This is a genomic window from Duganella kummerowiae (genome assembly GCF_053572355.1).
In genome coordinates this window covers 178,116-204,217 of sequence record NZ_JBKFEH010000014.1, presented here as the reverse complement: position 1 = coordinate 204,217, position 26,102 = coordinate 178,116, and the positions used below count along the sequence as shown (strand labels likewise).

General features: G+C 67.6%; 20 protein-coding genes. 9 read left to right on the top strand and 11 right to left on the bottom strand.

Going from position 1 to position 26,102, the window contains the following annotated elements; all coding sequences use genetic code 11:
• Positions 1-15 precede the first annotated feature (15 nt).
• On the top strand, positions 16-1,050 hold the full coding sequence (locus ACLB1G_RS19120; RefSeq protein ID WP_491628825.1) for an Rpn family recombination-promoting nuclease/putative transposase: 1,035 nt from the start codon (positions 16-18) through the stop codon (positions 1,048-1,050).
• Here ACLB1G_RS19120 and ACLB1G_RS19115 read toward each other — a convergent pair.
• A complete protein-coding gene (locus tag ACLB1G_RS19115) occupies positions 1,047-1,838 on the bottom strand; it encodes a head GIN domain-containing protein (RefSeq protein WP_491628824.1) in 792 nt (263 codons plus the stop codon). The two genes, ACLB1G_RS19120 and ACLB1G_RS19115, sit on opposite strands and share 4 nt — an antisense overlap.
• Positions 1,839-2,009: 171 nt before the next feature.
• Between ACLB1G_RS19115 and ACLB1G_RS19110 the strand changes: the two genes are divergently transcribed.
• Together ACLB1G_RS19110 and ACLB1G_RS19105 are read left to right on the top strand one after the other, a co-directional pair.
• Entirely contained in the window at positions 2,010-2,654 is a 645-nt protein-coding gene (locus ACLB1G_RS19110; protein ID WP_491628823.1) for a class I SAM-dependent rRNA methyltransferase, read from the top strand.
• Between the two features lie 94 nt (positions 2,655-2,748).
• Positions 2,749-3,870, top strand: a complete 1,122-nt coding sequence (locus tag ACLB1G_RS19105) for a type IV pilus twitching motility protein PilT (RefSeq protein WP_491628822.1) — start codon at positions 2,749-2,751, stop codon at positions 3,868-3,870.
• A 9-nt stretch (positions 3,871-3,879) separates the two neighbouring features.
• On the opposite strand, the gene ACLB1G_RS19100 is transcribed toward ACLB1G_RS19105, so the two are convergent.
• From ACLB1G_RS19100 to ACLB1G_RS19080, 5 genes are all read right to left on the bottom strand, one after another.
• A complete protein-coding gene (locus ACLB1G_RS19100) occupies positions 3,880-5,175 on the bottom strand; it encodes a cytochrome c (protein ID WP_491628821.1) in 1,296 nt (431 codons plus the stop codon).
• 112 nt (positions 5,176-5,287) lie between these two features.
• Entirely contained in the window at positions 5,288-6,013 is a 726-nt protein-coding gene (locus ACLB1G_RS19095; protein WP_491628820.1) for a c-type cytochrome, read from the bottom strand.
• A 44-nt stretch (positions 6,014-6,057) separates the two neighbouring features.
• Positions 6,058-6,774 carry a 3'-5' exonuclease gene (locus ACLB1G_RS19090; protein WP_491628819.1) on the bottom strand — a complete coding sequence of 239 codons (717 nt, stop codon included), beginning with the start codon at positions 6,772-6,774 and terminating at the stop codon, positions 6,058-6,060.
• A gap of 2 nt (positions 6,775-6,776) precedes the next feature.
• Entirely contained in the window at positions 6,777-7,262 is a 486-nt protein-coding gene (locus tag ACLB1G_RS19085) for a ProQ/FINO family protein (protein ID WP_491628818.1), read from the bottom strand.
• A 261-nt stretch (positions 7,263-7,523) separates the two neighbouring features.
• A complete protein-coding gene (locus ACLB1G_RS19080) occupies positions 7,524-7,733 on the bottom strand; it encodes a hypothetical protein (RefSeq protein WP_491628925.1) in 210 nt (69 codons plus the stop codon).
• Here ACLB1G_RS19080 and rpoD point away from each other — a divergent pair.
• The gene (rpoD, locus tag ACLB1G_RS19075) at positions 7,696-10,215 is read left to right on the top strand and encodes an RNA polymerase sigma factor RpoD (protein ID WP_491628817.1); all 2,520 of its coding nucleotides are present in this window, start codon (positions 7,696-7,698) and stop codon (positions 10,213-10,215) included. The genes ACLB1G_RS19080 and rpoD overlap by 38 nt on opposite strands.
• Positions 10,216-10,249: 34 nt before the next feature.
• On the opposite strand, the gene ACLB1G_RS19070 is transcribed toward rpoD, so the two are convergent.
• The 5 genes from ACLB1G_RS19070 to ppc all read right to left on the bottom strand — a co-directional run bounded on the left by ACLB1G_RS19070 (position 10,250) and on the right by ppc (position 18,815).
• Positions 10,250-10,519 (bottom strand): hypothetical protein, encoded by a 270-nt coding sequence (locus ACLB1G_RS19070; RefSeq protein WP_491628816.1) that lies wholly within the window; start codon positions 10,517-10,519, stop codon positions 10,250-10,252.
• 87 nt (positions 10,520-10,606) lie between these two features.
• Positions 10,607-11,389 carry a 3-hydroxybutyrate dehydrogenase gene (locus tag ACLB1G_RS19065; RefSeq protein ID WP_491628815.1) on the bottom strand — a complete coding sequence of 261 codons (783 nt, stop codon included), beginning with the start codon at positions 11,387-11,389 and terminating at the stop codon, positions 10,607-10,609.
• Between the two features lie 157 nt (positions 11,390-11,546).
• A complete protein-coding gene (locus ACLB1G_RS19060) occupies positions 11,547-14,615 on the bottom strand; it encodes a sensor histidine kinase (protein ID WP_491628814.1) in 3,069 nt (1,022 codons plus the stop codon).
• A gap of 62 nt (positions 14,616-14,677) precedes the next feature.
• A complete protein-coding gene (locus ACLB1G_RS19055; protein WP_491628813.1) occupies positions 14,678-15,799 on the bottom strand; it encodes a PAS domain-containing sensor histidine kinase in 1,122 nt (373 codons plus the stop codon).
• A 157-nt stretch (positions 15,800-15,956) separates the two neighbouring features.
• A complete protein-coding gene (gene ppc, locus ACLB1G_RS19050) occupies positions 15,957-18,815 on the bottom strand; it encodes a phosphoenolpyruvate carboxylase (RefSeq protein ID WP_491628812.1) in 2,859 nt (952 codons plus the stop codon).
• A 165-nt stretch (positions 18,816-18,980) separates the two neighbouring features.
• On the opposite strand from ppc, the gene hemC reads away from it, so the two are divergent.
• The 5 genes from hemC (at position 18,981) to ACLB1G_RS19025 (ending at position 26,085) form a co-directional block, all read left to right on the top strand.
• Positions 18,981-19,994, top strand: coding sequence for a hydroxymethylbilane synthase (hemC, locus tag ACLB1G_RS19045; protein WP_491628811.1), 1,014 nt, complete (start codon positions 18,981-18,983; stop codon positions 19,992-19,994).
• Positions 19,987-20,772: a uroporphyrinogen-III synthase gene (locus tag ACLB1G_RS19040; RefSeq protein ID WP_491628810.1), complete on the top strand. Its 786-nt coding sequence runs from the start codon at positions 19,987-19,989 to the stop codon at positions 20,770-20,772. The genes hemC and ACLB1G_RS19040 overlap by 8 nt, the downstream gene beginning before the upstream one ends.
• A complete protein-coding gene (locus ACLB1G_RS19035; protein WP_491628809.1) occupies positions 20,769-21,911 on the top strand; it encodes a uroporphyrinogen-III C-methyltransferase in 1,143 nt (380 codons plus the stop codon). The genes ACLB1G_RS19040 and ACLB1G_RS19035 overlap by 4 nt, the downstream gene beginning before the upstream one ends.
• Before the next feature lies 1 nt (position 21,912).
• Complete coding sequence (locus ACLB1G_RS19030) at positions 21,913-23,109, top strand: heme biosynthesis protein HemY (protein ID WP_491628808.1); 1,197 nt, start codon at positions 21,913-21,915, stop codon at positions 23,107-23,109.
• Positions 23,110-23,328: 219 nt separating this feature from the next.
• Positions 23,329-26,085 (top strand): TonB-dependent receptor, encoded by a 2,757-nt coding sequence (locus tag ACLB1G_RS19025; protein ID WP_491628807.1) that lies wholly within the window; start codon positions 23,329-23,331, stop codon positions 26,083-26,085.
• Positions 26,086-26,102 lie beyond the last annotated feature (17 nt).

Below are 26,102 nucleotides of genomic sequence, written 5' to 3'. Positions count from 1 at the left end.
CGCTACACTGGGTGCATGACCGGCGCCCACGACCACATCTACAAGCAGCTGTTCTCGCACCCCGAGCTGGTGCGCGAGCTGCTGCGCGGTTTCATTCCCCAGGAATGGGCGCAGCGGGTCGAGCTTGATGCGCTGGAGCGCGTCAACGCCAGCTATGTGGGTGAGCATGGTGCGCAGCGCCACGACGACCTGGTGTGGCGCGTGCGCCTGGATGGCGACTGGCTGTACCTGTATCTTCTGCTGGAACTGCAGGCCAGGCCGGAGCGCTGGATGGCGCTGCGCATGCAAGTCTACGTCGGCCTGTTGTGCCAGGACCTGGTGCGCCAGCGCCGTCTGACGCGCGGCGGCATGCTGCCCCCGGTGCTGCCGGTGGTGCTGTATCACGGCGCCAGGCCATGGCGTGCCCCCACCGAACTGTCCCACCTGATGCTGCCGGCGCCCGAGGGGCTGGAGCCGCTGCAGCCGCGCCAGCGCTACCTGTTGATCGATGGCGCCGGCGCCGTGGACGATGGCAGTACCCGCAGCAACCTGGTGGACGCATTATTCCAGCTGATACGCGCGCGGGACCAGGCCTCCCTGGAGCGCACTGCGGTGCGATTCATGGACCACCTCCGCAATCCTGCTATGCGCCATGTCAAGGACAGCTTGCTGCGCTGGCTGGATTTCATCTTGAATGCACAGGCCTTTGAGACTAAGGTGACAGTGGAGACCAACGAGGAGGGGGAGATCATGCTGGACCGCAAATGGCGTGACATGGAAGATTTCTACCAGTGGCAGGTGCACCAGATGGGACTGGAAAAGGGACTGGAGCAAGGACTGGAGCAAGGACTGGAGCAAGGACTGGAGCAAGGACTGGAGCGAGGGCGCGTGCAGGCCCGTCAACTGCTGCGTGACTGGATGGGCAAGGCAGGCTTGCCGATCACCGACCAGGTTGAACTCCGCATCAGCGCGGCGGAGCTGCCGCAAGCCGTGCACTGGCTGGCCCAGCTGGCGCAGGGGCGCAGCGTCGAGCAAGTGTTTGCCGACGACGCCGCACCCTCGGACGCCTAGCGCGGTGCGCCGGCCAGGCGCTTGACGGAACCCGAGCCCATCACGTTCTTGCTCACTTGCGGATCGCCGTAATACTCCACATCGCCCGAGCCCGCCACGCTGACGCTGAGCGCTTGCGTGGCCCAGACGGTGGCTTGGCCCGAGCCGCCTATGCTGACTGACACCTCACGCGCCCCCAGCTTGCCGGCCTGGACTTCACCCGAGCCGCCTATCGATACCTGCAGCCGTTCCGCCTTGCCGCCATTGACGCGCAAGTCGCCGCTGCCGCCCACCGCCACCGCCACCGACTGTCCCTCCAGCTGGCGCAGGTTGATATTGCCGGAGCCGCCTATGTCCAGCTGCACGTGGTCGCCGCGCAGCTGATCGGCATTGACCGAGCCGGAGCCGGCCACCGATATATGGTCCAGGCTGCGCACCTGCAGCACCATCTTCATCCTGCGCGTGTCCAGCTGCAGCTTGCGCTTGACGGGACGGATGCGCAGCGTACCGTTCTCCACCACGGTTTCCAGCTGCGGCAGGATGTTGTCGTCGGTCTCGATGGTGATGCTTTCCGTGCTGCCGGTGCGCACTTCGATGTCGCCGCTGACACTGGTGGCCAGGCCGCTGAAGTGGCCCAGCTGGCGGGTCTGCTGGACGATCTTGCCGCTGCCCTGGATGCGTTCGCCGCCACTGAGCCAGCCCAGCGGCGAAGCCGCCAGCGCCATGCCGGCGGGAGCGGCCACGGCCAGCATGCCGGCAGCCAGGAACAAGGCGCGCAGTGCGCTGCGCAGGGTAGGGGATGGGGTCATGGCGGTTCTCCTGGTAGGGGTGGACAGACGTCGGTATAGCGTATGGTACGTAAGCGTACCGGATCACGGTAGCGCACTGCGATGGAATGCGCCGGCGGCGGCACAGAATGCAGCCTGGGCTGGCCGGGCCGCGTGATCGGGTATCATGGCGCACTGTTTTCAAGGAACACCATGCTGATCATTACCATCAAACAGGGCAAGGAAAAGAGCCTGCTGTCGGGCCAGCCCTGGATCTACGCCAGCGCCATCGAGAAAGTCGAAGGCAGCCCGCGCGAAAAGAACAAGCCCGGCGCCACCGCCGTGGTGCAGAATTCGGCGCGCCAGTTCATCGGCCGCGCCGCCTACAACGCCAAGTCGCAGATCGCGGCCCGCATCTGGACCTACCAGCAGGACGAGCCGGTCGACCACGCCCTGATCAAGCGGCGCGTCAAGGCCGCCGTGCAAAAGCGCGCCGAGGCCGTGCGCGCCGCCCCCGACCAATTGATGGCCGTGGTGCGCGGCGACGAGGATGGCCTGTCCGGCCTGCTGGTGGACAGCTACGGCGGCGTTGGCGGCTACCTGGTCTGCCAGTTCCAGTCGGCCGGCGCCGACGCCTGGAAGATCGCCATCGTGCAGGCCCTGATCGCGGAAACCGGCTGCCCCAACGTTTACGAGCGCTGCGACGAACTGGTGCGCAAGGGCGAGGGCTTGCCGGTGTTCGCGCGCGCCCTGGCCGGCGAGGCGCCGCCGCCGTACGTCAACCTCAAGGTCGATGGCAAGCTGGTCAGCATGGACTTGAAAACCGGCTTTATCTTCCCCAAGCTGAAGCCGCTGTAAAGTTTCAAAACTGCACTTTTGCTGGCGCTGACCGGTGTCCCTCTTATAGAATCCCTGTGAGCAACAACCACCGCCACCGGAGAGCAGAGTCAAGATGGAACACCATTTGTCGTCGCGGATACGCACCCTGACCTACCAGGAAAACGAAGACCATCCGGTGTTCGGCACCCTGGTCGAACAAATCCTGCACCTGCTCAATTCGCGCCTGATTTTCAGCGACATCCTGATTCACCAGAACAATCCGCTGCTGCTGCGCCAGCCCAAGGGCCTGGTGGCGGTGACGGACAGTCCCATCACGCGCGAAGAGCTGGAGGAATTCTTCGAGGTGGTGGAGCCCAACTGGGCCGAGCGCATCCAGGACCGCGCCTTCGACCGCTCCATCGATCTGCATACGGCGCGCATCCGCGCCAACTGCTTCACCTTCCAGGGCAAGAAGCGGCTGGGCTGCGTGATACGGCGCTTCCCCAAGGAGCCGCTGGCGCTGGCGGCGCTGGGGCTGCGGCCCAGCGAACAGCAGTTCGCCAGGCTCAGTAGTGGCCTGGTGCTGATCATCGGCGACACCTGCCAGGGCAAGTCCACCACGATTGCCTCCATGCTGGACGAGATCAACAAGCACCGTTCCGGCCACATCATCACCATCGAGGATCCGGTCGAGACCCTGATCCCGCAGCGCAAGTGCGTGGTGACCCAGCGCGAGGTGGGCTTCGACGGCGACGTCGAGAGCTTTTACCTGGGCGCCCTCGATGCGTTGCGTGAACGTCCGGACGTGGTGGTGATCGGCGAAATCCGCGACGCCCAGACCGCACAGGAAGCGCTGGCGCTGGCCGAGTCCGGCCCGCTGGTGCTGGCCTCGCTGCACGCACGCTCCACCGAGCTGGGCTTGCAGAAGATGCTGCGCCTGCTGGGCAACAGCGAACCGCAGGCGCAGGCCCTGGCCCATGCGCTGCGAGGCGTGCTGTGCCAGGCCTTGCTGCCGTCGGTGCAGGGCGAGCGCTATCACCTGGCGACCGAATCGCTGAGCGTGAACGCCGAGGTGGCGGGCATGATCGCGGGCGGCCATATCCCGGCCCTGCGCGGCTGGATGAACAGCAAGAGCGGCCCCGATTGCCACACCATGAACGCCTCCCTGCGGCGCCTGCTGGCCGAAGGCAAGGTTGGTATCGAGGATGCCCGCAACGCCACCACCGACCGCATCGGCTTTGCCGAACAGATCTAGGCGCCTGCCTCAGTCCAGCGGTATGGCGCGGTAGCGGTTCACCTCCACGCTGCTCACCGGGGCCGCGTTGTTGCCCCAGGCCGAGCGCAGGTAGCTGACCAGCTGGGCCACCTCCAGGTCGCTCAGCACATGGCTGAACGGCGGCATGCCATAGGGACGCGGATTGCCCGCCGTGCCAGGCGCGAAACCGCCGTTGAGCACGATGCGTATCGGATTGACGGCTTGCGCCATGGTCAGCGCGCGGTTGCCGGCCAGGGGCGGATAGTGGGGCGGCTGGCCGCGTCCGTCGGCGCCGTGGCAGTCGATGCAATGGCGCTGGTACAGCCGTTCGCCGGCGGCCAGGAAGTCGCGCGCCTGCGGCGTGTCCGCGCGCGCATACGGTGCTTGCGGCGCGCTGGCCGGCAGCGTCTTCAGATACGCCGCCATGGCGCCCACATCCTCGGTGCTCAGGTGCTGCAAGCTCTCGCGCACCACTTCCGCCATCGGCCCGAACACGGTGGCGCGAGGCGATATGCCGGTCTGGAGCAGCGCCACCACGTGCTCCTGTTCCCAGTCTCCCAGGCCGGCTTCGGCATCCGAGGTCAGCGCCGGCGCGTACCAGCCCAGTACCGGGATCAGGCCGCCGGACAGGGTGTCGCCGCTGGCGCCCAGCGCATTGCGCCCGCTGTGGCAGGCGGCGCAGTGGCCCAGCCCTTCGACCAGGTAGGCGCCGCGGTTCCATTGCGCCGGGCGCTGCGGCTGCGGGCGGTACACGGCAGGCCGGAAGTACAGCGCGCGCCAGGCCGCCAGCATGAATTGCTGGTCATAAGGGAAGCGCAGCTGGTGCGGCTGGCTGGCCTGGCGCACGGCCGGCACCGTTTGCAGATAGGCGTACAGCGCGTCCGCGTCCTCGCGTGTGACGCGGGTGTAGCTGGGGTAGGGGAAGGCAGGATACAGCAGGCGGCCGTCCCTGGAACGGCCATTGTGCAGGGCGCGCCAGAAATCATCCGCGCTCCAGGCGCCGATGCCGTTCTCGCGGTCGGGCGTGATGTTGGGCGAGATCACGTTGCCGAACGGCGTGGCAAGGGGGCGTCCGCCGGCGTAGGCGGCGCCGCCGCGCGTGGTGTGACAGGCCATGCAGTCGCCGGCCCGCGCCAGGTAGGCGCCGCGCGCGATGCGTTCGGCTGTGCCGAGCCTGGTGTCCGGCGGCGGGCCGGTATCGTCGGCCGGCCAGTGATAGCCGGCCCACAGGGCCAGCGCCAGCAGTACCAGCAGCAGTGCCGTAGCAGTCAGCGCGAACCTGGCGGCCCGGCCCGTGCGCTTCATGACGCCCTCCGGCGGCTGCGAGGCGGCGTTGCGGCGCTGCGCTGGCCGCCGCCGCGGCAGGCGCGCTGCCGGGTGGCTGGCTGGCGTCCAGGGAGCTGGCGCGTCCGGCGGCTCATGGCGTCCTCACGCTGCCGCATTCCAGCGGCAAGGGTTGCGCCGGCGCGGCTTCCGGCCGGGCTTGGGGATCGGGCGGCTGGCCGCTCAGCCAGGCCGATACGGCGGCCACGTCGCCCGGGGTGAGCCGGGTCGCGATAGCGGCCATGCAGTCCGGCCCATGGGCCTTGCGCAGCCCGTTCTTCCAGGCGCCGAGCTGGGCGTTGATGTAGTCGCTGGGCAGCCCGAGCAGGCCGGGGATGGCCGGCGCCACGCCGTTCAGGCTGGCCCCGTGGCAGGCCGCGCAGGCCGGCACGCGCAGCACCTGGTCGCCCTCGCGCACCAGCCGGCGGCCGCGCTCCAGCATGGCCGGGCCGGCGCTGGCGGCGCTGCCCGGTACCGGCGGCGGGTAGGGCGGATGCTGCTGCGAATAGTACTCGGCAATCTCGCGCAGGTAGGCGTCCGGCAGGTGGTCCACCATATAGGTCATGAGCGGGTAGGTGCGGCGGCCGTCGCGGAAGTTCTGCAGCTGATGGTAGAGGTAGCCAGCCGGCTTGCCGGCGATGCGCGGGAAATAGGCGTCGGCGCGCTGCGGCCGGCTGTGGCAGGCGTTGCAGGCGGCCAGGCGTTGTTCCAGGGTATCGGGCGGGGCGGAGGCTGCGCGCGGCGGCAGGAGCGCCAGGGCGGACAGAAGCAGCAAGGGAAGACGCGGTATCAGCATGGGCAGGACGGTGCAAGCCGGCATCGGCGATGCCCTAGCATATACCGGCGGCGGCCGCCTGCCCAGTGCTATTCGGAAGAGCTGGAGGCAGGTGTGGCGGCCGATGAGCCGGCCGGCGCCGCTGCTGCGGCCGGACGGCGCCGGCGCGGCCTGGGCTTGCGCAGCGGCGGCGCCTTGCCGCCGCTGGCGATCCAATGGCGGTACACGCGCAGCGCCACCTGGGCGTCGTCGGCCGCGTACAGCAGCTGCTTGTCGTTCAGACGCGGCAGCGACCAGTTGGTGGTCGAGATTTTCTTGGATTTTTGCAGCGCCAGGCCGAAGAACTTGGCCACCGCCGTCTTGGCGCCCAGGTCGTGGCGCTGGCCCGGCGTGCGCAAGGCCACCGACAGATCCAGCACGCCGGCGGCCGGGATGGCCAGCTTGGCGTCCAGCCGCTTGAGGTCGTCCGACAGGCCGAAGCCGACCTTGAGCGGCGCCTCCGGCAGCAGCACCGCGCGCAGCACGGCCAGCACATGCGGCGCGGCCTGCTCGCCGATCTGGAACAGATAGCAGGTCTCGTCGGTGGACAGCTGCACCAGGTGCGGGCCGGTGGACTTCTCGCCCTTCCGGAAGGTTGGCTTGGACTCGGTGTCGAAGCCGATGGCGTCGCGCGCCAGCAGTTCGGCCTGCGCCGCCTGCGCTTCCTGCTCGGTCCGCACCAGGCGCACCTGCGCCAGGCTGATGCCCTGGTAGGGCGGCAGGGACGCGGGGTCCGGCGCGGGGAGGTCAGCCGCCGTGTCGCTCAAGCTCAACCCTTGTTGCGCGCGTATTTGGCGGTCAGCAGGCTCAGTTTTTCGGCGCGCACGCGGGCCGCTTCCTCGGCGGCCGCCGCTTCGCGCTCGGCTTTCTTGCGCTCGGCTTCCTTCTTGAAGCGTTCCTGCAACACTTCCTTGGCGTGGGCGCGGTGGGTGTCGGTGACTTCGGCGCCGGCGGTGCCGTCCAGGTCGTAGCGCACCTTGGCTTTTTCCATGGCTTTCAGGTAGCGCAGCGAACCGGTGTGGATGCCGAGCGCGGTGCGCATGGTTTTGCGGTCCAGCTCCGGCATGCGGGCCAGGATCTGCTTGTCGATGCCGATGGCCAGCGGCAGGAAATCGCGGAAAGCCGGAAATTCGGACTGCAGCTGCTTGAGCAGGCTGCGCGGGGTCAGTGCCGGGGTGGCGGGTGCGGCGGGGGCGGCGGCGCCGGTCTCGGTGGCCACGGGCTCTGGGGTGAGGCTAGTGTTCATTGACTTCATGGGTGAAAACGGGAAGCGCCAGCATATCATGCGGACCGCCCGGATGCAGTGTCTTTTAGGCCATCATGGCGGTTTGTACACGGAATGGGAAAATGCGGCACAGATGCGCGCGCGCCGTAAACGATGTATAATCATCGACGCACCAAATGCAGGGTGGTGCGGTTTCAGTTTGGTACAGGATAGCGGTATAAGATAGCTTCAGGGCGTCAGGCCCTGCCTCTTTGGCGTAACAGCCGGGCGTAACAGCCATCTCCTTCATCTTCACTGAACAATAAAGTGCAAGCCCGTTACGTTGCGGGCTTTTTTTATTCTGCAGGAATTCGTCAGCATATTTACAACATTGCCCCACGTCATGCGCAGCATTGCGCGCGATGTGGCGTTGGCATTTGTACCCATGCCGCCCGCGACCCAGGTCACGCTCAGAGGATATTTAATGACAAAAACGCCGAAAACTTTAACGTTGTCCGTCAAGGCCCCCCGCACCAGCTCCGCGTCATTGGTGGTGCCTAAGACCACTCTATCGTATGTCATCGACAATGCGCAAGAGGCAGCGGGCAAAGTTACGGTAGTCAAGAAAAAAACGTCGCGCCTGGCCGCCGTGGCCGAGGCCAAGGATACTGAACTGGCGGCGCCCGCCGTGGATGTGGCTGCGCTGCCAGCCGCCGAGGTGGCCGAGGTGGCCGACCAGGCGCCCGCCAAGGCGCCCACGGTGAAAGTGGCGCGCAAGACCGGCGCCGCTTCGGCCGCCGTGTCGCTGGCCGCCCCGGGCGGCGCCAAGCCCGCCGCGCCTACCCGCTCGCGCGCCGTCAAGGCCAAGGCCGAGCCGGCGCCGGTGGTGATCGTCACCGCCGGCGCCGCCGTCAGCCAGGTGACCGACGCCGCCACCCTGGCCACCATCGACACCTCCGGCTACCTGCTGCCCAGCGTCAAGGTGCCGGGCCGCCGCGGCCGCAAGCCCACCGAATTCACGCCCGAGAACGACGAGGTGGCGGCCCTGAACGCGGTCGAGCGCGCCGAACTGAAGGCCGTGTCCAAGGCGCGCGAGCGCAAGGCCAAGGGCATGGACCTGATGAGCAACGATCCGCGCGCCACGGCCGAGGAAATGGAGCGCCGGCGCCAGCAGATCAAGAACCTGATCAACATGGGCAAGGAGCGCGGCTACCTGACCTATGCCGAGATCAATGACCAGCTGCCGGAAAACATCATCGATCCGGAAGCCATCGAAGGCATCATCGCCACCTTCAACGACATGGGCATCGCCATCTACGAGCGCGCCCCGGATGCCGAATCGCTGCTGCTGACCGACAACGTGGCCGCCGTCACCAGCGACGACGAGGTGGAGGCCGCCGCCGCCACCGCCCTGTCCACCGTGGATTCCGACTTCGGCCGCACCACCGATCCGGTGCGCATGTACATGCGTGAAATGGGCGCCGTGGCGTTGCTGACCCGCGAAGGCGAGATCGAGATCGCCAAGCGCATCGAGGAAGGCTTGAAGGACATGATACAGGCCATCTCGGCCTGCCCGACCACCATCGCCGAGATCATCGCCCTGTCGGAAAAGATCGCCGCCGACGAACTCAAGGTGGACGACGTGGTGGACGGCTTCGTCGACCTGAACGAAGCGGGCGCCCCGGCTGTCGCCGCCGCCAGCGACGACGATGAGGACGAGGAAGAAGAGGAAGAAGTCGAGGAAGAGGAAGGCGGCGCCAGCGGCGGCGCGGCCGGCTACTCGGCCGAGCAGCTGGCCCAGATGAAGGCCACCGCCATGGAAAAGTTCGAGCTGATCGCGGCCCAGTACGACAAGATGTGCAGCGCCAGCGGCGGCTACGGCTCGAAATCCTATGTGGCGGCCCAGGAAGCCATCTCGGCCGAACTGCTGGGCATACGCTTCACCGCCAAGGTGGTGGAAAAGCTGTGCGACACCCTGCGCGGCCAGATGGAGCAGGTGCGCAGCATCGAGCGCGCCGTGCTGGAACTGTGCGTGAACCGCTGTGGCATGCCGCGCGCCCACTTCATCAAGGTGTTCCCCGGTAATGAAACCAACCTGGACTGGGTCGATGGCGAAGTGGCCTCGGGCTACCCGTACAGCGCCGTGCTGGGCCGTAACGTGCCGGCCGTGAAAGAGCTGCAGAACAAGATGATCGACCTGCAGGAGCGGGTGGCGCTGCCGCTGGCCGACCTGCGCAAGATCAACAAGCAGATGGCCGCCGGCGAGAAGCGCGCGCGCCAGGCCAAGCGTGAAATGACGGTGGCCAACCTGCGCCTGGTGATTTCCATCGCCAAGAAATACATCAACCGCGGCCTGCAATTCCTGGACCTGATCCAGGAAGGCAATATCGGCCTGCTGAAGGCGGTGGACAAATTCGAATACCGCCGCGGCTACAAGTTCTCGACCTACGCCACCTGGTGGATACGCCAGGCCATCACCCGCTCGATCGCGGACATGGCGCGCACCATCCGTGTGCCGGTGCACATGATAGAGACCATCAACAAGATGAACCGCATCTCGCGCCAGATCATGCAGGAAACCGGCAGCGAGCCGGACCTGGCGACCCTGGCCGTCAAGATGGAAATGCCGGAAAACAAAGTCCGCGAAATCATGAAGATCGCCAAGGAGCCGATTTCCATGGAAACCCCGATGGGCGAGGATGGCGATTCCCAGCTGGGCGACTTCATCGAGGACAACACCACGCTGGCGCCGCTGGACGCCGCGCTGCACGCGTCCATGCGCAATGTGATCAAGGAAGTGCTGGACTCGCTGACCCCGCGCGAAGCCAAGGTGCTGCGCATGCGCTACGGCGTGGAAATGTCGAACGACCACACGCTGGAAGAAGTGGGCAAGCAGTTCGACGTGACCCGCGAGCGTATCCGCCAGATCGAGGCCAAGGCCATGAGCAAGCTGCGCCAGCCGTCCCGTTCGGACAAGCTGAAAACTTTCCTGACGCAGAACTAAGGGAAGTAAAGAGGGAGGCCGAGGCCTCCCTTCTTTATTTGCGGTCGCGGTGGCCGAGGTCGGCGATGTCGTGGCCGGGTTCGCCGGGCTGGGCCGGTCCTGCCGGGCCGCCCTGGCGCGAGGCAGCCTGGTCCTGCTGGGACTGGCGGGACGAGCCACCGGCCCCGCCCTGGCGCTGGTCCTGGTCTATGCCGGCGCCACTGGACGCGCCCTCGGTGCCGCTGCGGCTGCCGGCGATGCCATCCACCGTGCCCTGGCCCCCTATCGATGGTTCCGAACCGCCGTGATTGCCTTGCTGTGCCATGGTGCTCTCCTGTATAAGCTTGGGAGCTTCATGGTAGGGCTGGGGCGCGCGGCGCGCTGTAGGCGCACGCCGCGCGCGGCTGTAGTCTTACTGCATGAACCAGCCGTGGCTGACCACCATGGACTGGCCGGTCAGGGCGTTGGACGGGAAGCTGGCGAACAGCAGGGCCACTTCGGCCACGTCCTGCACCGTGGTGAACTCGCCGTCCACGGTATCCTTCAGCATCACTTTCTTGACAACATCCTCTTCCGACAGGCCCAGGGTCTTGGCCTGCTCGGGGATCTGTTTTTCCACCAGCGGGGTGCGCACGAAGCCGGGGCAGATCACGTTGGCCCGCACCTTGTGCGGACCGCCCTCCTTGGACACGGTCTTGGCCAGCCCGATCAGGCCGTGCTTGGCCGTCACATAGGGCGCCTTGAGCACCGAGGCTTCCTTGGAGTGCACCGAACCCATGTAGATCACGCTGCCACCCTTGCCGGACTTGTACATGTGCGGCAAACAGGCTTTGGTGGTGAGGAAGGCGCCATCGAGGTGGATGGCCAGCATTTTCTTCCAGTCGGCGTAGGCCAGCTCCTCGACCGGGCTGATGATCTGGATACCGGCGTTGCTGACCAGGACATCGACCCCGCCCCAGGCCTGCACCACGGCGGCCACGCCGGCGTTCACCTGCTCCTCGTCAACCACGTTCATGGCCACTGCCATGGCTGTGCCGCCGGCGGCCTTGATCTCGTCGGCCGTGGCCTGGGCTGCATCCAGGTTGAGGTCGGCGATGGCGACCTTGCCGCCTTCGCGCGCGTAGGTCAGGGCGATTTCCTTGCCGATGCCGCTGGCGGCGCCGGTGACGATGCATACCTTGTCTTGCAGTTTCATTTGTTGCTCCTCATGGTGGCGGATTAGGGTCGATTAAGGGGGCGGATACAGGGCGGATAATGGGCGCGGGCTGGCCTATCCAGGCCGCGCCACGGCATGATTAAAACATCAATCGGCAAAAGCCGCGATTCGACTGAATGGGAGAGGCGCGCCGGACTCATGCCGCGCGAGCCCGTTCAGCAGCCAGGCTGATGCGCACCACGGTGCCGCCCGTGTCGCCCGCGTGCAGGGCCAGCCTGGCCTCGATGCGCGCGGCGCGCTCGCGCATGCCGACCAGGCCGTAGTGCCCGGACGGCGCCGCGTCCGATCCCGGCTGCGCCGGCAGGCCGCGCCCGTCGTCGCTGACGCGCACCAGGAATTCGGCCGCGTCATAGCGCAGTTCGACCTCTATAACGCTGGCCCCGGCGTGGCGGAAGGCGTTGACGATGGCCTCGCGCGCGATGGCGAACACTTCATCGGCCACCAGCGGCCGCAGCGGATAAGGCTGCCCCTCGGTGCGCAGGCTGAAGCGGGTTGGCAGGTTGTTGGCCATGCGTCGGCCGAAGCGTTCCAGGGCGGCGCCCAAGCTGATGTCGCTGCCGATCGCCGAGCGCAGGCCCATGACCTCGTCGCGGCCCTCGGCCAGGGCTTCCTCCATGTGGTCGATGGCGCGCTCGATCGCACGGCGCGCCGGCTGGCCGGACGGCACCTGCTCCATGGCCAGGTTCATCATCAGCAGCGTGCCTTGCGCCTCTTGCAGGAAGGTGTCGTGCAGGGCGCGCGCGATGCGCTGGCGTTCATTGAGGCGCTCCACATGGCGCGCCTCCAGCAGGGCGGTCAGGTGGCGCAGGCGCCAGCGCCAGGCCAGCGCCGCCAGCGCCAGCGCGGCCAGTCCGCACAGCGCCTTGAAGGCCCAGCTTTGCATAAAGGTGGGCGGGATGGTCAGCTCCAGGGTGGCGCCCGGCTCGTTCCACACCCCATCCTCATTGGCGGCGCTGACCTGGAAGCGGTAACTGCCCGGCGCCAGGTTGGTGTAGAACGCTTCGCGCCTGCTGGTGGTCTGCTGCCAGCCGCTGTCCACGCCCTGCAGGCGGTAGCGGAAAGTGGTGCGCTCGGGGCGGGTCAGGTTGAGGGCGCTGAAGCCGATCTGCAGGCTGCTGCTGCCCTCCGGCAGGCGCAGGCCGCTGCTGGGCGCATAGCTCTTGCCGTCGCTGGCAACGCTGCGGATTTCCACTGCCGGCGCACGCGGGTTGCGTGGAATGGCGCCCGGGTCCAGGGTACTGGCGCCATCGTTGCTGGCGATCCACAGGCGGCCGTTGCTGGCCTCGACCAGGGACGGGTAGGGGCCGACCGGCGAGATCGGCGCGCCGATGCCGTCGCCGCCGTCGAACAGTTCGTAGCGCACCGGCCTGCCGTCGCGCACGAAGGCGGCCACGTCGGCGGCCGGAATCCGGAACAGGCCATCCTGGCCGCGCAGCCACAGTTCGCCGCTGGCGGTTTCGACGATGCCGCTGATGCTGCGCAGTACGCGGCCATCGGCCGTGGCCAGCATGTGGAAGCGCTGTCCATCGAAGCGCGCCAGGCCGCCCGCGCCGCCGGCCCACAGCCGGCCCCGGCGCGCATACAGGGCCGTGGTGTCGCCCAGCCGTAGGCCCTGGGCGGCGCCGAACACGGTGCTCTTGCCATGGGCGTGGCGCGCCACCAGGTTGTCCGCGTAACCCAGCCACAGATGGCCCTGCGGATCGGCGGCGATGGTGCGCGGACGCATGGGCGGCAGGCCGGGCAGGACGCCGTCGGCCTGGCGCCACCGTCCGTCCACCAGCCGCATCAGGGCCAGGCCCCGGTAGTTGGCCCACCACACGCCGCTGTCGTCACGGCCGAAGGAGCTGACGTCGGCGTCGCGCCGCAGGGCCTCGGGCCAGGCCGGAACCAGGGTGCCTCCGTCCGCACCCTCGATCCAGATGCCGGCCCGGCTGCCCAGCGTGACCGATCCGTCGGCCGCCGTCACCCCGGTGGCGAAGGAGTACGGCACCTGCTGCCACAAGCGGCCCTGGTGGTCGAACCGGCTGGCGCCGACCCGGTCTTCGCTGATCCAGACCGTGCCGTCGCGTCCGGCCGCCATGGCCGAGGACACGATGCGCATGGCGGCCGGCACCGTGGGACTGCGCCAGCGCCGCAAACGGTCCAGGCCGTTGTTGGTGGCGATCCAGATATTGCCGTCGCGGTCCTCCAGGAAGGCGGACGGCTCGCGTCCGCTCAGCCCTTGCGCCGTCCCCAGCTGGCGTGCCGCGCCGGAAACGGCGCCGGGCGGCAGCCATTCCAGGCTGGTGCGGTGCGACAGCCACAGGGCGCCGGCACGGTCGCTCCATACCCCCATGGCGCTCATCAGCGGCGTGGCCGGAACCGGCTGGCGCGAGAGGCGGTAGACGTGTTCCAGGCCGCCGGCCAGGATGCTGCCGTCGGCGAGCTCCAGCACGGAGGTCAGTTCCACGCCGCGCGGCCAGGCCTGGGTGAAGCGCGCCGCGCCGGGCGCGCGGTAATAGGCGCCAGCCGTGGTCACCACCCATTGGGTGCCGTCGCGTGCGAACAGCATGCGGCGCGTCTCGCCGGTTTCGGGACCCAGGCCTTGCTCGGCGCCCACCATCTGCCAGCGCCCATGTTCCAGGCTGCCGATGGCCCTGTGGGTGGTGGCCCACAGCCTGCCATCCGGGCCGCGCAGCAACTGCAGCGCGACAGCGTCCGGAAAGCCGCGTTCATGGCCGTAGTGGCTGGCCTTGCCGGCCTGGTAGTGGCTGACGCCGCCGGAGCGGTAGCCCACCCACAGGCCGCCGTCGGCTTCGGCCAGCAGCGACACAGCGTGCTGCGAGCGCAGCGGCTGACCGCCTATGGTGTCGGCACGGTCGAAATTGACGCCGTCGAAGCGGTACACGCCATAGTCGCAGGCCAGCCACAGGTAGCCGTCCGGGCTTTGCACGATGGTCTGGATCTGGGCCGGCGCGCCCTGGGCCGGGCCCCAGGCCTGGTGGTGGTAGACCTGGGCCAGGCTGGGAGTGGGAGCGGCGGGTGTGGCCTTGCCGGCAGGGGGAGCCGGAGTAGCCGGTCTGGCCGGGATGGGCGGGGCGGCGGAGGCGGCCAGAGTGGCTGGCGCTGCCAGGGCGGCCGGGATGGTCATTGCCGTAGCGGCCAGGCCGCAGCGGACCGCACCCAGCAGGATGGCGCGCCGCGCGGTGGTCACGAGGGCAGGCATGCGCGGCGGGCAGGAAATGCGAATAACACTATCATGGCGCAAGCATACCAAACCCTGCCGTTTCAGGCAGCGCCGTCGGGCGCCAGCGGCAGGTGGATCAGCAGCGTGCTGCCCTGGCCGGCGCGGCGCGTCAGCAGCATCTCGCCGCCCCAGGCAGCGACCCGCTCGCGCAGCTGCAGGGCGGCGCGCACGGCGGCTTCCGGCCCGGGCAGGCCGTCGCCATCGTCCTGCACGGTCAATCCCAGCGCGCCGGCGCTGGGCCGCAGCGTCACCTGCACGCGGCTGGCGCCGGCGTGGTCGCAAATTGCCCCCAGCGCCGCCTGCACCATGCGGAAGATGCCGGCCGTGCGCTGTGCATCGAGCTGCGGCAGCGGCGCATCGCCCGCCAGCGCCAGGCCGCAGTCCAGGCCGTGGCTGCGCGCGGTCTCCTTGAGCAGCCAGTCCAGCGCCGCTTCCAGCCCCAGCTCCAGGGTGCTGGGATGGAGCGCGTTGATGACCTCGCGCACGGTGCGCAGGCTGGCGTCCAGGGTGTCGAGCACCCGGCCGGCGCGCTGGTGCAGCCGCGGATGCTGTGGCCCGGTGCGGCTGTGCAGCATGGCGACGTCCAGCTTGATGGCCGCCAGGTTCTGGGCCAGCTCGTCATGCAAATCCAGCGCCAGGCGCCGCCGTTGCGATTCCTCGGCGTCCAGCTGCTGGCCGGACAGGCTGCGCAGCTGGTCCAGGGTGCGCTGCAGGGCCAGCTCGTTGGCCTTGCTTTCAGTGATGTCGATCGACATGCACAGCAACAGCTGCGGCCGTCCTGCTTCGTCGTAGGCCGGATGCTTGAAGCTCAGCACGGTGCGGTGGGCGCCATGGCGCGGGCACCACAGCGTTTCCTCCACCACCAGCTGGCGGCCGGTGATGAAGGCCGCGCGGTCGTTGGCCAGGAAGGCTTGCTGCTGTCCGGGCTGGAAGTAGGGATCGCCGCGCGTGCCGCGCACCTGGGACTGGGTCACGCCCCATTGCTGTTCGCAGGCCGGGTTCATCAGCAGGATGCGCGAGCCGGCATCCTTGATGAAGACAGGCAGTGGCACCATGGCAAGCAGGGCAGGCAACTGCGCTTGCGGACAGTCGCGCAGCGCGCCGTGCAGGCGCTCGAGCACACTGCGCAGTTCGGGCATGGCTGGCTGGGAGGCACTATGCATTTGTCAGGAACAAGACGGTGTTTCATAGTGTAGAGCATGAGTTCCGCTTTGTCTTTCAAATGCAATAACTTTTTGTCGCCGGAACCGGCCCGGCGCCCACCCAAGAAATGAGGCCCGCGTACGGGCCTCATGGAGTGGGGCGGCAGCGGGACCCGTATCAGCCGGTGTTGCGCAGCCCGGCCGCCACCCCGTTGATCGACAGGTGGATGCCGCGATGGACCCGGTTGTCGCTGTGCAGCGGGGCGCCGCCCTGGGCCCGGTGGCGCTTGATCAGCTCGACCTGCAAGTGGTTCAGCGGATCCAGGTAGGCGATGCGGTTCTGGATGGAGCGCGCCAGCAGCGGGTTGCCGACCAGGCGTTCCGTGTTGCCGGTGATGGTATGCAGGATCTCCAGCGTGTTCGCATGCTCGTCCGTGATGCGCTTGAAGATGCGCTCGCGCAGTTCCACGTCCTGCACCAGCTGGGCGTAGCGCGAGGCGATCGCCAGGTCGGTCTTGGCCAGCACCATGTCCATGTTGGACAGCAGGGTGGCAAACAGCGGCCATTGGCGGTACATGGCTTGCAGCTGGGCCACCCGTTCCTCGCGCTCGCCGGCCGCGATCCAGGAACCGATGGCGCTGCCGAAGCCGTACCAGCCCGGCAGCAGGAGGCGGCACTGGCCCCAGGAGAAGCCCCAGGGAATGGCGCGCAAGTCCTCGATGCGCTTGGTCGACTTGCGCGAGGCCGGGCGCGAACCGAGATTGAGCTCGGCGATTTCGGCAATCGGCGTGGCGGCGAAGAAGTAGTCGGTGAAGCCCGGGGTCTCGTACACCAGGTTGCGGTAAGCCTTGTAGGCGCGGTCCGAGATGTCCGCCATCACGGCCTCGAAGCCGCGCAGCTGTTCCTGGTGGCCGGCCTCGTCCGACGGCGGCATCAGGCTCGCTTCCAGGGTGGCGGCCACCAGCAGTTCCAGGTTCTGGCGGCCGATGTCCTTGTTGGAGAACTTGGAGGCGATGATCTCGCCCTGCTCGGTCAGGCGGATCTGGCCGTTCACGGTGCCGTGCGGCTGGGCCAGGATGGCGTCGAACGAGGGACCGCCGCCGCGGCCCACGGTGCCGCCGCGGCCATGGAACAGGCGCAGCTTGACGCCGGCCCGCTCGAATACCTTGACCAGCTGGGTTTCGGCCTTGTACAGCTCCCAGTTGGAGGTCAGGAAGCCGCCATCCTTGTTGGAGTCGGAATAGCCCAGCATGACTTCCTGGATCTGGCCCTGGCGCGCGATCAGGCGCCGCACCAGCGGCACCGCCATCACGGCTTCCATGATGCCGGCGGCGCGCTGCAGGTCGGGGATGGTTTCGAACAGGGGAATCACCATCAGGTCCAGCTCGGGTTCCTCGCCATCGAGGCGCAGCAGGCCCATTTCCTTCTGCAGCAGCATGACTTCCAGCAGGTCGGACACGGTCTCGGTGTGCGAGATGATGTAGTTGCGGATGGCGCGCGCGCCATAGCGGGTCCGCACCTCGCGCGCGGCGGCCAGCACGCCCAGTTCGGAGCGGGTCTCGTCCGAATAATTGACATAGGGCGAATACACCAGGCGCGGCTGCGACAGTTCGCTGAGCAGCAAGCGCACCTTGCCATCCTCGTCCAGGGCCGCATAATCGTCCTGCACGCCGCTTTTGGACAGCAGCTCGGCCAGCACGCGTTCGTGGATGTCGGAACTCTGGCGCATGTCCAGCGACGCCAGGTGGAAGCCGAAGATGTCGGCGGCGCGCTTCAGCGTGGACAAACGCGGCTTGACCAGCACCCCGCCGTGGTGGGCTTCCAGCGACTCCACCAGCACCTGCAGCTCGGCCGCGAATTCTTCGGCGTTGGCATAGGATTCGGCGTGGCCGACTTCCTTGCGCAGGATGTTGGTGGCGCCCAGGGCGCGCGCGGTGCTGGCCAGGCGCGCGTAGATGCCGATCAGGGCGCGGCGGTAGGGTTCGTCGGCGCGGTGGGCGGAGGTGTCGGGCGACTTGTCGGCCAGCGCCTGCAGGGCGGCGCTGCACGGCACCATCAGGGTCGAGACCGACAGTTCGGCGCCCAGCGCGTGGGCCTCGTCCAGGTAGAAATCGAGGATGGTGGTGGCCTGGCGCTGCAGGGCGTGGCGCATGGTGGCGCCGTTCACGTTGGGGTTGCCGTCGCGGTCGCCGCCTATCCAGCTGCCCATCTGCAGGTAGGGCGCGCTGATGGCGGGGATGCCGTCGTTGGCCACGGCTTCGGCCGCGTCCTGGCCGCCGTACTGGGCCGCGATGTCGCCTTCGATGTCATCGTACAGGCCGGGCAGCTCGCGCAGGAAGGTGATGCGGTAGTAGGACAGGGCGTTTTCAATTTCGTCGGCCACGGTCAGCTTGGTGTAGCGCAGCATGCGGGTTTGCCACAAGGTAGCCACACGCGAGCGCAGCAGGTGCAGGTTGGCGGCCTTTTCCTTGGGCGTGAGCGGCAGATCGCGCTCGGCCAGCAGGCGGGCGATGTCGTGCTCGGCGTCCAGGATGGACTTGCGCTGCACCTCGGTCGGGTGGGCCGTCAGCACCGGCGAGATCAGGGCCTGGTCGAAGAAGTTCTCCACCGTCTCCTGCGGCACGCCGGCTTGCTTGAGGCGGGCCAGGGCGTGGCTCACGCTGCCGCGCTGCGCCGCGGTGCCGGCCAGCAGGTAGGCGCGGCGGCGGCGGATGTGGTGCTGGTCCTCGGCAATATTGGCCAGGTGCGAGAAATACGAGAAGGCCCGCACCACCGAGATGGTCTGCTCACGGGTCAGGATCTTGAGCATGCCGTCCAGTTCCTTGGCGGCGCCGGCGTCGGCCTCGCGCCGGAAGCGCACGGCGGTCTGGCGTATGGTTTCCACCACAGCGAACACTTCCTCGCCTTCCTGTTCTCGCAGCACGTCGCCCAGCAGGCGGCCAAGCAGGCGGATGTCTTCTTTCAGGGGCGCGTCCTTGTCGCCGAGGTCGTTGGCTGCGCTGGGTTGTTCTTCTATTGCACTAAGTTGTTTTGCCATGTGATGAGCCGCAAAAGAGGGTGGATAGTCTATGCACAGGCTTGTGGCCAGGGTATTGCAGGAAGTGCGCATGTTAGAATTGATAACCCTAAACGTGCGCATACGACTGGCTGGGCCGGTCCGGCGTCAGCTACAGCGAAAGAACTGGTTTTGAATACGTCCGAATTGGTGCAACCTCTCCCGTCCGAATTGGTGATCGCGTCGCGTGAAAGCCGCCTGGCCATGTGGCAGGCCGAGCATGTACGTGAACGGTTATCATCATTATATCCTCAGTGCGATGTCAAGATTGTCGGAATGACGACACGCGGCGACCAAATTCTGGATCGCACCCTGTCCAAGGTGGGCGGCAAGGGCCTGTTTGTGAAAGAACTTGAAGTCGCCATGGCCGAGGGCCGCGCCGACTTGGCCGTGCACTCGCTCAAGGACGTGCCCATGGAGCTGCCGCCCGGCTTCGCCCTGGCCGCCGTGCTGGAGCGCGAAGACCCGCGCGACGCTTTTGTGTCCAACGAGTACGCCAGCCTGGACGACCTGCCGCCTGGCGCCGTGGTCGGCACCAGCAGCCTGCGCCGCCAGGCCCTGATCGCGGCGCGCTATCCGCAGCTGGTCATCAAGCCGCTGCGCGGCAACCTCGATACCCGCCTGGGCAAGCTGGACCGGGGCGACTACGCCGCCATCATCCTGGCTGCCGCCGGCCTCAAGCGCCTCGGCCTGGAGCAGCGCATCCGCGCCCTGCTGGACCCGGAACGCAGCCTGCCGGCCGCCGGCCAGGGCGCCATGGCCATCGAGATCGCCGAGCGCAGCGACGGGCTGGACCTGTACAAGCTGCTGGCGCCATTGAACCATGAAGCCACGGCACAGGCCGTGACGGCCGAGCGCAAGGTGTCGCAAGTGTTCGGCGGCAGCTGCCAGGTGCCGCTGGCGGCGCACGCCACCGTGGACCATGGCCGCATGCACTTGCGCGCCATGGTCGCCACCCCGGACGGCAAGCGCGTCGCCAGCGCCGAGGTGCATGGCGCCGCGGTGGACGCCGCCGCGCTGGGCGAACAGGTGGCCGAGCTGCTGCGGGCCCAGGACGCGGTCGATATCCTGTCGGCCTGCCTGAGCGAAGCGGCCCAGGCCGAGGCCGACGCCCGCTCGGCCACGCTGGCCGCCGATGCGCCCTCCGCCACGGATGCCTGACACCGTCGTCATTACCCGTCCCCTGGCCCAGGCCGGGCCGCTGGCGGCGCGGGTGGCGGCGCTGGGCCGTCCGGTCGAAGTGCTGCCTTTGCTGGAGATTTCGGCGCTGCCGGACCCGTCCGCATTGCAGGCCGAGCTGGCCGCGCTGGAGCGCAACGCCATGGTGGCCTTCGTTTCGCCCAACGCCATCGATGCCGCCTTTGCCCACATCCGGCAGTGGCCGGCCGGCGTGCGGCTGGCGGTGCTGGGGGAGGGCAGCCGGGCCGCCCTGGCGGCGCACGGCATCAGCGCCCTCAACGCCGACATCGTCAGCCCGGCCGACAGCGCCCGCAGCGATTCCGAACACTTGCTGCAAACCCTGGACCTGGCCGCCCTGGCCGGGCGCCGCGTGCTGATCGTGCGCGGCGAGAGCGGACGCGAGCTGATGGCCGACGGCCTGCGCGCGGCCGGCGCCGAGGTGGCCACGGTGGCGGCCTACCGGCGCGCCGTGCCCGAACTGACGCCGGCGCTGGCCGCCACCCTGCGCCGCCTGCTGGTGCGGCCCAACGACTGGATCATCACCAGCTCGGAAGCGCTGCGCGGTTTGCGCACGCTGGCCGATGGCTTGCAGGACGCAGCCCCCGGCGCCATGGATTATGTTGTACTATTGCAACAACAGCATTTGATCGTTCCCCATGCCCGGATTGCCGAAACGGCCCGCGCACTGGGATTTACCCGACTGACGCTGACAGGTTCAGGCGACGAACGCCTGCTGGCCGCGCTACAATCACCCCTATGAACGAATTGCCTACCTTACCAGATTCCACCACGGCGGCCGGCAGCAGCGCCGACACGACTACCGTACCGCCGGCACCGCCCGAACCGTCCCTGTTCCAGACCCTGATGCAGCCGCAAGTGCTGGCCTGCGGGGTGCTGGCGCTGGCGGTGGCGCTGGTGGCCCAGACCTGGTCCTCGCACACCCAGGTGCGCAACTTGCGCGAGGAGCTGGCGCGCCGCCTGCAGAAGGGCGAGCAGGTCAATACCGAGACCAACACCCTGGCGCGCGCCGTGCAGGAAGCCAACAAGGAATTGCAGGCCAAGGTGGCGCTGCTGGAGAGCAAGCAGCTGGAAGCCCAGAGCCAGCAGCTGGCGCTGGAACAGCTGTACCAGGACTTGTCCAAGAACCGCGACGAATGGGCCCTGGCGGAGATCGAACAGGTGCTGTCCACCGCCAGCCAGCAGCTGCAGCTGGCCGGCAATGTGCCGGGCGCGCTGATCGCCCTGCAGAACGCCGACCGCAGCCTGTCGCGCTCGGACAAGCCGCAATTCATCACCATCCGCCGCGCCATCGCGCGCGACACCGACAAGCTCAAGGCCCTGCCCAGCGTCGATTCGGTGGGGCTGGCGCTGCGCCTGGACAACGTGATTGCCCAGGTTGACACCTTGCCCATGCTGGCCGACGAGAAGCCGACCCTGCCTGCCCCGCCCGAGAAAAAGCTCAAGCCCAAGGCTGTCAAGGGCGGCAAGGAAACGCCGCCGCCCGCGCCGCCCCATCCCTGGGTGCAGGCGCTGCAGGATGGCTGGACCAGCTGGAGCAGCGAAATGTGGACCGATGTGCGCCAGCTGGTGCGGGTGCGCACGGTGGACACGCCGGACGCGCTGATGCTGTCTCCGGGCGAAGCCTATTTCCTGCGCGAGAACCTCAAGCTGCGCCTGCTGAACGCGCGCATGGCGCTGCTGTCGCGCAACGAGACGGCGTTCCGCAGCGACCTGATCGCGGCCCAGGAGGCATTGAGCAAGTACTTCGATACCCGCGCCCGCTCGACCCAGACCGTGCAGGCCCTGCTGCGCCAGGTGCAGGGCAACAACCTGTCGATCGAGATGCCGACCCTGGCCGACAGCCTGAACGCGGTGCGCAACTACAAGGCGAAGCCATAGCATGCGTGTATTCCTCTGGATCGTAGCGCTGATGGCGGCCGCCATCGGCATCGCCGTGACGGCGCGCTTCAACCCCGGCAACGTGGTGCTGTTCTATCCGCCGCACCGCATCGACTTGTCGCTGAACTTCTTCGTGGTGCTGGAAGTGGCGCTGTTCGCCTTCCTGTACGTGGTGATACGGGCCTTCCGCGCCACCGTCAGCATGCCGGCCAAGGTGGCGGCCTACCGCCAGCAGAAGCGCGAGCGCGAAGGCAACAAGGGCTTGCGCGAAGCGCTCAAGGCCCTGTTCGAAGGCCGCTTCGGCCATGCCGAGAAAGCCGCCCTGCGCGCCGCCGAGCTGCCCGAGAACGCCGGCATCGCTGCCCTGATCGGCGCCCGCGCTGCGCACCGCATGCGCCAGCACGCGCGGCGCGACCAGTGGCTGGCGCGCATCGCCGGCGACGCCTCGATGAAGACGGCGCGCCTGATGACCACTACCGAGCTGTTGGTGGACGACCACCAGCCGGAAGCGGCGCTGCAGGCCGTGAACGAGCTCAATGCCAGCGGCACCCGCCACATCCACGCCCTGCAATGGTCGCTCAAGGCGCACCAGCAGGCCAAGAACTGGCCCGAGGTGCTGCGCCTGGTGCGCATGCTGGACAAGCACCGCGCCCTGCATCCGGCCCTGTCGGCGCGGCTGCGCCAGCTGGCCTATGAAGACTTGCTGGGCGACGGCGCGCACGATGCCGAGTCGCTGCTGCGGGTATGGTCCACGGTGCCCACCGCGGACCGGGTCCAGCCCTACATCGCCTGCCGCGCCGCCAGCGCCCTGAATGCGCGCGGCCTGCACGACGAAGCCCGCCTGGTGGCCGAGGAAGCGCTGGCGGCCGACTGGGACGACCGTGTGGTGCGCGCCTACCGCGAGGCGGCGGCGCCGCCCGGCTCGGCCGCGCTGCTGGCCCAGATCGAGCGCTGCGAGCACTGGATGCAGCAGCGTCCCACCGACGCCGAGCTGGCCCTGACCCTGGGGGCGCTGTGCCTGAAGCAGAAACTGTGGGGCAAGGCCCAGCGCTACCTGGAACAGGCGCTGTCGGACGCGGGCGACCCGGCCATGGTGCGAGAATGCCACCTCAAGCTGGCCCAGCTGCACGAAGCCCTGCAGCAGCCGGAGGAAGCGGCCAATCACTATCGCCAGTGCGCGCTGGCCACCATCCTCTGACACCAGGGACCCGCCGACGCGGCGGGGTTGCCGCCTCCGGCGCTGCGCCCCTGCGCGGCTTGCTGCCGTCCAGCCGCCTTCCGAGGGCGGCGAACTTATATCATTTTGGAATGGCTTTTTGTAAATAAATAATAGTTTGGCTTGCTTTTGTCGGGCGTAATATTTCCTCGGTTGGTAACGTTGTCACAAAAAAAGTTCTTACAACCTGGAGACTGTATCATGCCTGTTCCCCCCAAGACCGTTCTCGCCATCCTCATTGCCCAGATGCTCGTCGCGCAAGGCGCCCGGGCCCAGACCAGCGATCCCGCCCATGACCCCGGACCTACCGTGGTGGTCAGCGGCATACGGGCGTCGCTCAGTTCCTCGCTGAACACCAAGCGCCTGCAGGAGGGCGTGGTCGACGCGGTGTCGGCCGAAGACGCCGGCAAGTTCCCCGACACCAATATCGCCGAGTCGCTGCAGCGCGTCACCGGCGTGCAGATCCAGCGCGATGGCGGTGAAGGCCGTTACATCTCGGTGCGCGGCCTGGGGCCGGAATTCAACAACGTGCTGGTCAACGGCCGCACGCTGACCAGCGACACCGGCGGCCGCGAATTCTCGTTCGACCTGCTGTCGTCCGACCTGATTTCCAAGGCGCTGGTGTACAAGACCTCGCAACCGTTCCTGCCGGAGGGCGGGATCGGCTCGACCGTGGACATCCAGACCGCGCGTCCGCTGTCCGGCAAGACCGGCCACAGCCTGGTGGTGAACGGCTCCGGCTCGTACGACAGCAATTCGGAAAAGAAAACGCCGAATCTCAGCGGCATGTACACCTATGCCAACGCGCAGCGTACGGTCGGGGTCAACGCCTCGCTGTCGTACACCGACCGCGCGTCCAAGCAGAACAAGGCGGTCACGGACGCCTGGAATTACCGCGACGTGTCCGTCATCAACGGCAACCTCGATTCGCGCGGCCTGACCATGGCCGACGTCAGCACCCGGAAGCTGTACATCCCGCAGAGCTACGGCTTCCAGCAGGAAGACGAATCGCGCCGGCGCCTGGTGGGCAACCTGGCCCTGCAATACAACCCGTCCCCGGACTGGAAGCTGAGCGCCGACGCCCTGTATTCCCACCTGGACCAGCGCAACGACATCATCGCCGTCAGCGACTGGATCAATCCTCAGGTGCTGGGGGCGCAGATCAGCGGCAACCAGATCACCGGGCTGCTGCGCCCGGGCTCGATTTTCTACGCCAACAACCCGGCGCTGGCCGGCAGCGGCAAGCTGCTGGGCGAGGCCAATTCCAACGACATGATTGTCAAGGGCGGCGACCGCCTGTCGATCATGCGCGCCTTCGGCCTCAATGCGAAATGGACGCCGGCGCCGGACTGGAAACTGGAGGGCGATATCAACACCTCGCGCACCAGCTCCGGCTCGCCGGACATGTGGGTGGTGGCCGGCATGGTGCCGCGCAATGGCGATGTGCTGGGTTTCAACGGCACGCCATCGATCGTGTTCGGCGACGGCATCGCCGATCCGGGCGCGGTGCGCGCCCACGCCGTGTCCAACCGCGACGTGCAGCGCACGGACAAGCTGTCGGAAGGCCGGCTCGGGCTGTCGTGGCGCCACGAGATGGGCTACTTCAAGGGCCTGGATGCCGGCCTTGGCTATTCGCAGCGCGAAGTGCGGCGCACCGAATGGAGCAGCGATTCGTGGAATACCTACAGCGGCTACCACCTGGCCTTGCCCGCCTCGCTGTTTACCGTGACGCCGCTGGAAAACTTCCTCGGCGGCGGCGCCCAGGTGCCCAGCGCTTACCTGCGCTTCGACCCCTACGCCTACATGGATTACCTGAACCAGCGTGCCACGCTGGCCTATTCCAACGATCCGGCGCTCTACCTGAACACCACGCTCTACCCGAACGGGCCGATGGCGATCGACTACACCAAGCCGTCGATGTCGGGCGTGAAGGAGAAGGTCGGCAGCCTCTTCCTCGACAGTAAATGGGAAGGCGAGCGCTGGTCGGCCAATGCGGGCGTGCGCCTGGTGCATGTGAAGTCCAGTTCGGTGGGTACCAGCCGCGTGCTGCTGAGCGCCACCAAGAGCCCGAACGACACCACCTACATCCTGGCCTACGGTCCGATGAGCACCAACACCGTCAGCAACGAGTACAACAGCGTGCTGCCATCGGGCAATCTGAAATTCGACTTGACGCCGGACATGATGCTGCGCCTGGCCGCCTCCAAGACCGAGACGCGGCCGACCCTGAGCCAGATGGGCGTCGACAACTCCTATGGCGGGCGCTATGGCGACGTGCAGACCGGCGGCGGCAATCCCTATCTGCGGCCCATGAAGTCCAACAACCTGGACTTGTCATGGGAATGGTATCTGTCAAAAACCAGTTACGTCAGCGCGGCGCTGTTCCAGAAGAAGGTGCGCGACTTCCTGGAAACGCGCCTGGTCGACACCACGCTGCCGCAATATCCGGGCGAGGTGGTGCACGACACCCGCGTGCGCAACGGCCAGAAAGGCCGGATCAAGGGGGTGGAAATCGCCGGCCAGTACGCGTTCGACCAGGCCGTGTCATGGCTCAGGGGCTTCGGCGTGGCGGCCAACTACACCTATGTGGACGCCACCGCCACCCGCGCGGCCGACAGCGGCACGCCGAACTGCGGCTATCCAGGCTTGTCGCCGCAGTCGTACAACGGGTCGCTGTTCTATGAAAACAGCAAATTCCAGGCGCGCGTGAGCTACAACTGGCGCAACCGCTTTTCCGTCGATTGCGGCGGCGGCAGCACCCAGCCGCGCAACCGCTCCGCCTATGGCCAGACCGACGCCAGCCTGCGCTACAACATCACGCCCAAGGTGGCGCTGTACCTGGACGCGATCAACCTGACCAACTCGCGTACCCATGAATACGCGCTCAACGAGAGCCAGTTCCTGACCCTCGAGGACGTTGGCCGCCGCGTCAACCTCGGCCTGCGCGCGGCATTCTAGGGCCGCCAGGACGCCCG

Bases quoted from the DNA above. Each gene is read 5' to 3' on its own strand.
- ACLB1G_RS19120 (WP_491628825.1), top strand. From the start codon at position 16: ATGACCGGCGCCCACGACCACATCTACAAGCAGCTGTTCTCGCACCCC.
- ACLB1G_RS19115 (WP_491628824.1), bottom strand. From the start codon at position 1,838: ATGACCCCATCCCCTACCCTGCGCAGCGCACTGCGCGCCTTGTTCCTG.
- ACLB1G_RS19110 (WP_491628823.1), top strand. From the start codon at position 2,010: ATGCTGATCATTACCATCAAACAGGGCAAGGAAAAGAGCCTGCTGTCG.
- ACLB1G_RS19105 (WP_491628822.1), top strand. From the start codon at position 2,749: ATGGAACACCATTTGTCGTCGCGGATACGCACCCTGACCTACCAGGAA.
- ACLB1G_RS19100 (WP_491628821.1), bottom strand. From the start codon at position 5,175: ATGAAGCGCACGGGCCGGGCCGCCAGGTTCGCGCTGACTGCTACGGCA.
- ACLB1G_RS19095 (WP_491628820.1), bottom strand. From the start codon at position 6,013: ATGCCGGCTTGCACCGTCCTGCCCATGCTGATACCGCGTCTTCCCTTG.
- ACLB1G_RS19085 (WP_491628818.1), bottom strand. From the start codon at position 7,262: ATGAAGTCAATGAACACTAGCCTCACCCCAGAGCCCGTGGCCACCGAG.
- rpoD (WP_491628817.1), top strand. From the start codon at position 7,696: ATGACAAAAACGCCGAAAACTTTAACGTTGTCCGTCAAGGCCCCCCGC.
- ACLB1G_RS19070 (WP_491628816.1), bottom strand. From the start codon at position 10,519: ATGGCACAGCAAGGCAATCACGGCGGTTCGGAACCATCGATAGGGGGC.
- ACLB1G_RS19065 (WP_491628815.1), bottom strand. From the start codon at position 11,389: ATGAAACTGCAAGACAAGGTATGCATCGTCACCGGCGCCGCCAGCGGC.
- ACLB1G_RS19060 (WP_491628814.1), bottom strand. From the start codon at position 14,615: ATGCCTGCCCTCGTGACCACCGCGCGGCGCGCCATCCTGCTGGGTGCG.
- ACLB1G_RS19055 (WP_491628813.1), bottom strand. From the start codon at position 15,799: ATGCATAGTGCCTCCCAGCCAGCCATGCCCGAACTGCGCAGTGTGCTC.
- ppc (WP_491628812.1), bottom strand. From the start codon at position 18,815: ATGGCAAAACAACTTAGTGCAATAGAAGAACAACCCAGCGCAGCCAAC.
- ACLB1G_RS19040 (WP_491628810.1), top strand. From the start codon at position 19,987: ATGCCTGACACCGTCGTCATTACCCGTCCCCTGGCCCAGGCCGGGCCG.
- ACLB1G_RS19035 (WP_491628809.1), top strand. From the start codon at position 20,769: ATGAACGAATTGCCTACCTTACCAGATTCCACCACGGCGGCCGGCAGC.
- ACLB1G_RS19030 (WP_491628808.1), top strand. From the start codon at position 21,913: ATGCGTGTATTCCTCTGGATCGTAGCGCTGATGGCGGCCGCCATCGGC.
- ACLB1G_RS19025 (WP_491628807.1), top strand. From the start codon at position 23,329: ATGCCTGTTCCCCCCAAGACCGTTCTCGCCATCCTCATTGCCCAGATG.